This is a genomic window from Marinicrinis lubricantis (assembly GCF_042658665.1).
Taxonomy (GTDB): domain Bacteria; phylum Bacillota; class Bacilli; order Paenibacillales; family KCTC-33676; genus Marinicrinis; species Marinicrinis lubricantis.
Map to the genome: position 1 here is coordinate 81,619 of NZ_JBHSQV010000032.1, position 6,557 is coordinate 88,175.

9 protein-coding genes are annotated in these 6,557 nt (G+C 43.8%); 1 reads left to right on the top strand and 8 read right to left on the bottom strand.

Features of this window, described 5'->3' with window-relative positions; translation table 11 throughout:
• Positions 1 to 86: 86 nt before the first annotated feature.
• The 6 genes from ACFPXP_RS05400 to ACFPXP_RS05425 form a co-directional block, all read right to left on the bottom strand.
• Positions 87 to 962 carry a hypothetical protein gene (locus ACFPXP_RS05400; protein ID WP_379893117.1) on the bottom strand — a complete coding sequence of 292 codons (876 nt, stop codon included), beginning with the start codon at positions 960 to 962 and terminating at the stop codon, positions 87 to 89.
• Between the two features lie 248 nt (positions 963 to 1,210).
• A complete protein-coding gene (locus ACFPXP_RS05405; protein WP_379893119.1) occupies positions 1,211 to 2,044 on the bottom strand; it encodes an undecaprenyl-diphosphate phosphatase in 834 nt (277 codons plus the stop codon).
• A gap of 13 nt (positions 2,045 to 2,057) precedes the next feature.
• Positions 2,058 to 2,666, bottom strand: a complete 609-nt coding sequence (locus tag ACFPXP_RS05410) for a DedA family protein (protein WP_379893121.1) — start codon at positions 2,664 to 2,666, stop codon at positions 2,058 to 2,060.
• Positions 2,667 to 2,938: 272 nt separating this feature from the next.
• Positions 2,939 to 3,400, bottom strand: coding sequence for a hypothetical protein (locus ACFPXP_RS05415; protein ID WP_379893123.1), 462 nt, complete (start codon positions 3,398 to 3,400; stop codon positions 2,939 to 2,941).
• 97 nt (positions 3,401 to 3,497) lie between these two features.
• Entirely contained in the window at positions 3,498 to 3,983 is a 486-nt protein-coding gene (locus ACFPXP_RS05420) for a dihydrofolate reductase (RefSeq protein WP_379893125.1), read from the bottom strand.
• Positions 3,980 to 4,774: a thymidylate synthase gene (locus ACFPXP_RS05425; RefSeq protein WP_379893127.1), complete on the bottom strand. Its 795-nt coding sequence runs from the start codon at positions 4,772 to 4,774 to the stop codon at positions 3,980 to 3,982. The genes ACFPXP_RS05420 and ACFPXP_RS05425 overlap by 4 nt, the downstream gene beginning before the upstream one ends.
• A gap of 249 nt (positions 4,775 to 5,023) precedes the next feature.
• Here ACFPXP_RS05425 and ACFPXP_RS05430 point away from each other — a divergent pair, with 249 nt between their 5' ends.
• Positions 5,024 to 5,455, top strand: a complete 432-nt coding sequence (locus ACFPXP_RS05430; RefSeq protein WP_379893129.1) for an Hsp20/alpha crystallin family protein — start codon at positions 5,024 to 5,026, stop codon at positions 5,453 to 5,455.
• Between the two features lie 53 nt (positions 5,456 to 5,508).
• On the opposite strand, the gene ACFPXP_RS05435 is transcribed toward ACFPXP_RS05430, so the two are convergent.
• Together ACFPXP_RS05435 and ACFPXP_RS05440 are read right to left on the bottom strand one after the other, a co-directional pair.
• Positions 5,509 to 6,174, bottom strand: a complete 666-nt coding sequence (locus ACFPXP_RS05435) for a hypothetical protein (protein WP_379893130.1) — start codon at positions 6,172 to 6,174, stop codon at positions 5,509 to 5,511.
• Positions 6,175 to 6,258: 84 nt separating this feature from the next.
• Positions 6,259 to 6,557, bottom strand: a 299-nt coding sequence (locus ACFPXP_RS05440) for a hypothetical protein (RefSeq protein ID WP_379893132.1), incomplete at its 5' end; no start/stop codon positions are given.

Consider the following 6,557-nt stretch of genomic DNA (forward strand, 5'->3'; position numbering starts at 1 on the left):
CGTTATCAGCTATACGATATAATAAATAGACCATCTTGTCATCTAAATTCGTATCTTCTTCCACCTATCTGCACATGAAATAAGAGTTATACCCCTCTCTGGAAACCACCGGATCGAACCGTACGCATACGCAAGATCATCCATACCGGAATCCAAGCGATGATAAACAGCACGGCTGCTGTGATCGGCAGTGCGGACCACTCAAATATTGTATAACCTAAGTAAGTCTGCCAGCCCACGACGACTAAACCGAGCAAATATGCGATACCTGTTGTATGGATTAATATCTGACGAACTTGAGCTGAAAGCGGTCTTCTTTCTGCAAACCAAGCTACAAAAGGTACCGCCTGCAAGGCATGAAATCCAAGGCCATGAAGCCAGATGATGTTCCCTTCAAGGCCGACAATGCTTCCCTGATTTACAGATATCCAAATCCCCGCGGCAAACGACAAAAATGTGGCCGCCATCGCATATCTAATGCCGAGTACCATTCCAGGCCATCTCGTATAGGTCTTCCTCCGGAAAAATGAAATTGCGATTCCAAGATAAAACAAAACGAGCAGCAGGGCAACAAAAGCAAAAATATTACCTACAGCCGAATCGAACTTGCTGCCGTCCTCGACGAATCTGGGATTCACCCCTCGAAAATGCTGTACGGTCTCTGCAAAATAAGAATATAGTGCCAGCATGATGTAACCCCAGCGAAATACGCCTCTGCCGCGCTTACCCAGTCCAGTTAACGGAACAATAGCAGCGGTGGACAGCAAGAACAAACCTAATGCGGCATTGAACGAAAATGCCTTTGAAACATCGCCATCCGGAGTCACTTCTCCCCCGAATAGGATGACCCACACAGCACAAACAACTGCAAGCCCAAACCCTAGCAATCCGGTGAGTACCAGCCACTTCTCTCCTTCAAAAAGCTTTACACTTCGGGAATGTTCTCCTTGTCGTTGATTCATTTCAGATCAACCCTTCCTTTTTCACTTCTTATCATTCATCTTAAGGGAAGGATACTTTGATCTGAACGGTCGCCCGATGGATCATGTACTGATGCCGGGACATGATTTTTCTTCCATCTCGCGCCTTACATCTTGAGAAGGAAAGCATCCACAACTCTGGTGGAGTCTTATACTTATGTAATCACGAAAAAATCCCTACCGGACGGACAGCGAACAACCTGCCGTTCAGTAGGGATTTCATATTTTCATTAGGTAAAATAGATCAATGCGATAACACCTGCGAGAACGATTCGATAAATCGCAAATGGAACTAATTTAATACGGTTAATCAGCTTCAAAAAGAATCGAATCGAAATGAGTGCAAACACAAAGGCGCTAATAAAGCCTACAATGAAGAACGGAAGAGCATCCAGCGTGAAATATTCTAGATTCTTATAAAATGATATTGCGCTTGCACCAAACATAATCGGAACCGCCATAATGAACGTGAAATCAGCCGCGGTTCGATGGCTTAATCCTGCGAGCACCCCACCGGAGATCGTTGCTCCAGATCTGGAGAATCCGGGCCAAAGCGAGAAACACTGCACCAAGCCAATCGTGAAGGCATGTTTATACGTAATCTGGTCAAGTGTTTGAATTTTGGGCTCTTTCGGGCCAAACCTGTCTGCAGCAATCATCAATATGGCGCCAATCACGAGTCCAATGAGCACCGTTTCCGTTGAGAACAAATGCTCATCAATATAATCTTCGAACAATACGCCCAAGATTCCAGCAGGGATAAGACCCACAATCACCTGTGACAGCTTTAAACGGCCAGGACCTACCGTTGTTTTGTTCAAGCGCCCACCAAGCCCTAACAAATCAATGAACCGATCCTTAAATACGACAACCGTCGCTAGAATCGAACCTAGCTGAATCATCACTTTAAAGGTATTGGCCACATATTGAGTCAGAAATTGTTCTGATTTCAGCCACATATCATCTACAATAATCATGTGTCCCGTCGAAGAAACAGGAGCGAATTCAGTTAATCCTTCAACGATTCCCAGAACTAGCGCTTTAAACAATTCAATGATATCCATGGTTTAACTCCTTTTATGTGGTTCTCCGTTTCCGAATATATAGAATAACGAACAATATCACGCCGATTCCGATCACAGCATAGGCAATATTGGAGTATACATCCATGAAGCTGACGATATCCTCCCAGTTGTCTCCTACTGCCGCACCTACGCAAACAAGGATCGTATTCCATATCACGGTTCCAATCGTTGTAAACAACAGAAACAGAGAAAATTTCATTCGAGCCATGCCGGCAGGAATTGAAATCAAGCTGCGGATTAGCGGGACCATTCGGCAGAACAGAACTGTCCAATATCCGTACTTATCAAACCATGCATTCGCCTTATGTATGTCCTCTTTTTTCACGCGAAGAACATGTCCCCACCGCTCAACAATCTTCTCTAATCGTTCTACACGAAGCAAATACCCCACGCCGTAAAGAATCACAGCCCCGATGACCGATCCGATCGTTGCAGCCACAATAACTCCGAACACCGTCATATTCGTATTCGTTGTCATAAAACCGCCGAACGTCAAGATGACTTCGGAAGGAATCGGTGGAAACACATTTTCTAAGGCGATCATCAGAAAGATCCCTAGGTAACCGAACTGCTCCATAAATTCTGTTATCCAGTTTTGCATTCTCTACCTCCTACGAATTCTACTACGATTATATTATCGTATCCTATGAAAAAATATAATAAAATAGTCCCATTCCTGAGCCAAGCCCTTATGAATTGTCGTTTCATGTTCATCTACAAACTCAAGATGAAGACAAACTTTCGCTTCTTGTGGATTCTCATTGTATAGACGCACATCAACCTAAAAAAGTTATTCACTGCCGAAATGGAATCACCAGAGCAAATGTCAGGGCCTGCCGCATTTCGGTTGCAGCAGGCCCTTGCAATGCCGACCTAATCATCTTCTAATAATGGTTCAATTAATCGATTTTCCTCGACTCTCGCGACGAGTGCACTCTTGCATACTGCTTCAGGAAGCGCAGCATACGCCATGCCTGGATGCAGAGCCGCATGAGAAGCAATTCCCTCCTGATTGGACAACAAAGCCGTCACCCCTTCAGTTCTTTGCTCCAGCTTCCAATATTGAAATGCATTCAATATTTGCATTGCCGAATATATGACTGTGGAGTAATTTGGAACCCTCTCCAATTCATCCGAGCCGATCTTCCCTTTTATTGACGCATTCTTTCTGTAAACAAAGTCTTGTTCATCTCCATCGCCCATCTCGATCACATGATAGCCGAAAACATATTCCGCAACTAAAGCGTCCAGCGCCCTTCCGCATTCCATCTCACGGATTCGATGAAGTTGTTTTTCCTTCAGCTGTCTGCGAATTTTCTCTATACTCTCACTCAACGAATCGCACTTCCTTTAGAAAATGATTGCCTATCTCAGCGCACATATACTAAACGATTCAAACAAGAAAAACGTTTCATCAATTCAATAAAAAGAGTTATTTGATTCGTTCATACACTTGAAACTCATAATCGTATGGGTTTCGCTCATTCTTTTCTCCCGGTGCTGCGGAAATCTGTCTCCACTGTGACCAGTTAATTTCCGGGAAGAATGTATCTGCAGGAAACGATTGCTTAATCTTCGTGACATAGAGACGGTCTGCATATGGGAGAAACATTCGGTATATTTCCGCTCCTCCGATCACGAATATTTCCTGCACATCTTTTAGCTGCTCTACAGCCTCTTCCAGCGTATAAACCATACGACACCCAATTGCTGTATATCCGCGATCCCTTGTCAGCACCCAATTCTCTCTTCCAGGGAGCGGTTTCCCAATCGATTCGAATGTCTTCCTTCCCATAAGTACAGGTGAGCCCATCGTTGTTTTTTTAAAATAGGCTAATTCTGCAGGAAGCTTCCACGGCATATCATGATCTTTGCCAATCTCCCTGTTTTCCCCCATCGCCCATATTAATGAGATCATACAGATACCTCTCCTTTGATATGAGGATGCGGATCGTAACCTTCCAGCACAAAATCTTCATATTGGAAGTCAAAAATCGATTCCACTTGTCGGTTGATTTGGAGGGTTGGCAATGGGCGAGGTTCACGTGTCAACTGCAGCTTTACCTGCTCCACGTGATTCGAATAAATATGCACATCTCCAAACGTATGAATGAAATCTCCAAGCTCCAAGCCTGTAACATGAGCGATCATCATAGTCAGCAGCGCGTACGAGGCAATATTAAACGGAACACCTAAAAACAGATCCGCACTTCTTTGATACAGCTGACAGGACAGCTTTCCATCAGCGACATAAAATTGGAATAAGCAGTGGCATGGCGCTAAAGCCATCTTAGGAATATCCGCTACATTCCATGCACTCACAATCATTCTGCGGGAATCTGGATTGTGCCGAAGATCATGGATAAGCTGGCTGATCTGATCGACCGTTTCCCCGTGCGCACCTGTCCATGATCTCCACTGCTGGCCGTAGACCGGTCCTAATTCACCTTGATCATCTGCCCATTCATTCCAAATTCTAACCCCGTTTTCTTGCAAATAACGTACATTCGTATCGCCTTTTAAAAACCAAAGCAGCTCATATATGATCGATTTTAAATGCAATTTTTTAGTTGTAACAAGAGGAAAGCCCTCCTGCAGGTTAAACCGCATCTGATATCCGAATGTGCTGATCGTGCCAGTTCCAGTACGGTCTGTTTTGGGTACTCCTGTATTCAGTACATGTGCACAAAGCTCCAGGTATTGTTTCAAATGTCATACTTCCTTTCGGTCATTCTACTATAGTATTCTATCATGCCCGCACCATTCACGGAAAGGCAAAAGATGTATGTCTATTCTCCTGGTCGTTTTCTTTGACATTATTCCTTGGTCATTCGACATTCACTCGGCCGAGGTAACTTAGATTCTCGGTTTATACGAATTCTCACGTTTCCTTTTCAGAATAATCCATTCGGTTTCGATGCATACTACGGAAAACATACTTAAAGGAGCTGTGACGTCATGCCGCTCATTCCGTATGATTCCTTTAAAGACTTAGATCGTTTCCGCAAGCACGTAGACTCTTTTTTTGAAAATGTAGGATTTGGGTTTCAGCAGGAGTTCGGCTCTCCCCGGCTCGATTTACATGAAACGGGTAAGGAAGTCATCGTGCATTGTGACCTTCCCGGCCTAAAAAGCAAAGAAGATGTCCATATCGACGTTCATGACAATATGCTGACCATCCACGGGACGATTCAGCGTCATGAAGAAATGGATGAGAAGAAAATGCATCGCAAAGAAAGATTTATCGGAACATTCGAGCGGACAATCAAGCTTCCTGCCAAAGTACAGGCGGAAAGCACGAAGGCATCTTATCACAATGGAATATTAGAGATCCGCATGCCTAAATCGGCAGATGCTCAGCAGCATCGAATCGATATTGAGTTTCATTAAGTGTGCAAAAAAAGGCCTTCATTCGAAATGAGGGCCTTTTCCCGCGTTATCAGTTACGATGTACCGGTTCCTTCCAAGGTGATTGTTTCTTCTATATATTCAACAGGCTTATCTGCATGGGTCTGATATTTCAGCCCGCTTATACTCGTCTGGATTTCTTCCTCCGTTTGCTCCGATCCATAAGTGAATTTATCGAATTCAACCGAGGTGACGAGCCAACGATCCTTTATCCTATCGAACGTGTACTTTCTATTGGTTTTTGTGAAGGCTTTACCGTTCAATACTTTATCTTCGGTCGTATAAATATATATCTTTTTTGACGCCTCATCTTCATATACTTTTGAAAATGAAATCACTGACTTCTGGTTGTCCATGCCGATTCCTTGAATGAGAGGAAGCATATGATCCTTGTGCTCCTCCCACTCCTGAGTGGACATATCTACGAGATCTGCACGGGTATACTTTTTATCATCGTAACCAAATATGATTTGATCCTCTATTGATTTCAAATACGTATCATCTATGATGCCGTTCACTTGTTCTAGATACTGCTGATAGTTTATGTTGAAGTACACGAGATCGTATTCACTTGTTTCCAATATTGTGATTTGATCAATGATGTCCTGTCTCTCCTCTTCACTGAGCATAGGATCCGAGCATGCCGAGAGGCTGAGCATTCCCCATAACATGATTGCGGTCAAGCATATCCACTTCTTCATTTTATCATTCACTCCGTTCCAGTTGGAATTCATTCCCTCATTATACCGTAAATCTTGTAAATTCATGAACATATATGCATATTTTTAAAATTTACTCAGGTCTGAAGAGCAACAAAACAAAAATTCTATGTACTGCACGGTTCTTAAGTTGGCTTGATGGCGTCCTTCCGCACCGAGCATCCCCTTCTTCGCTTTACTACGAGGTCGGCATCGGTTTCTTCGCTTTACTACGAGGTCGGCATCGGTTTCTTCCTCCATTTCACGGATATCCTCCGTTGGAGTTACTTCGATCGGAAGAAACCGTATACTCTCCAAACGGTGTAGGACGGGACGAGCAACAACATAGAAAAAGACCCGTGCAGATGCACGGATCTTTAGGTTAG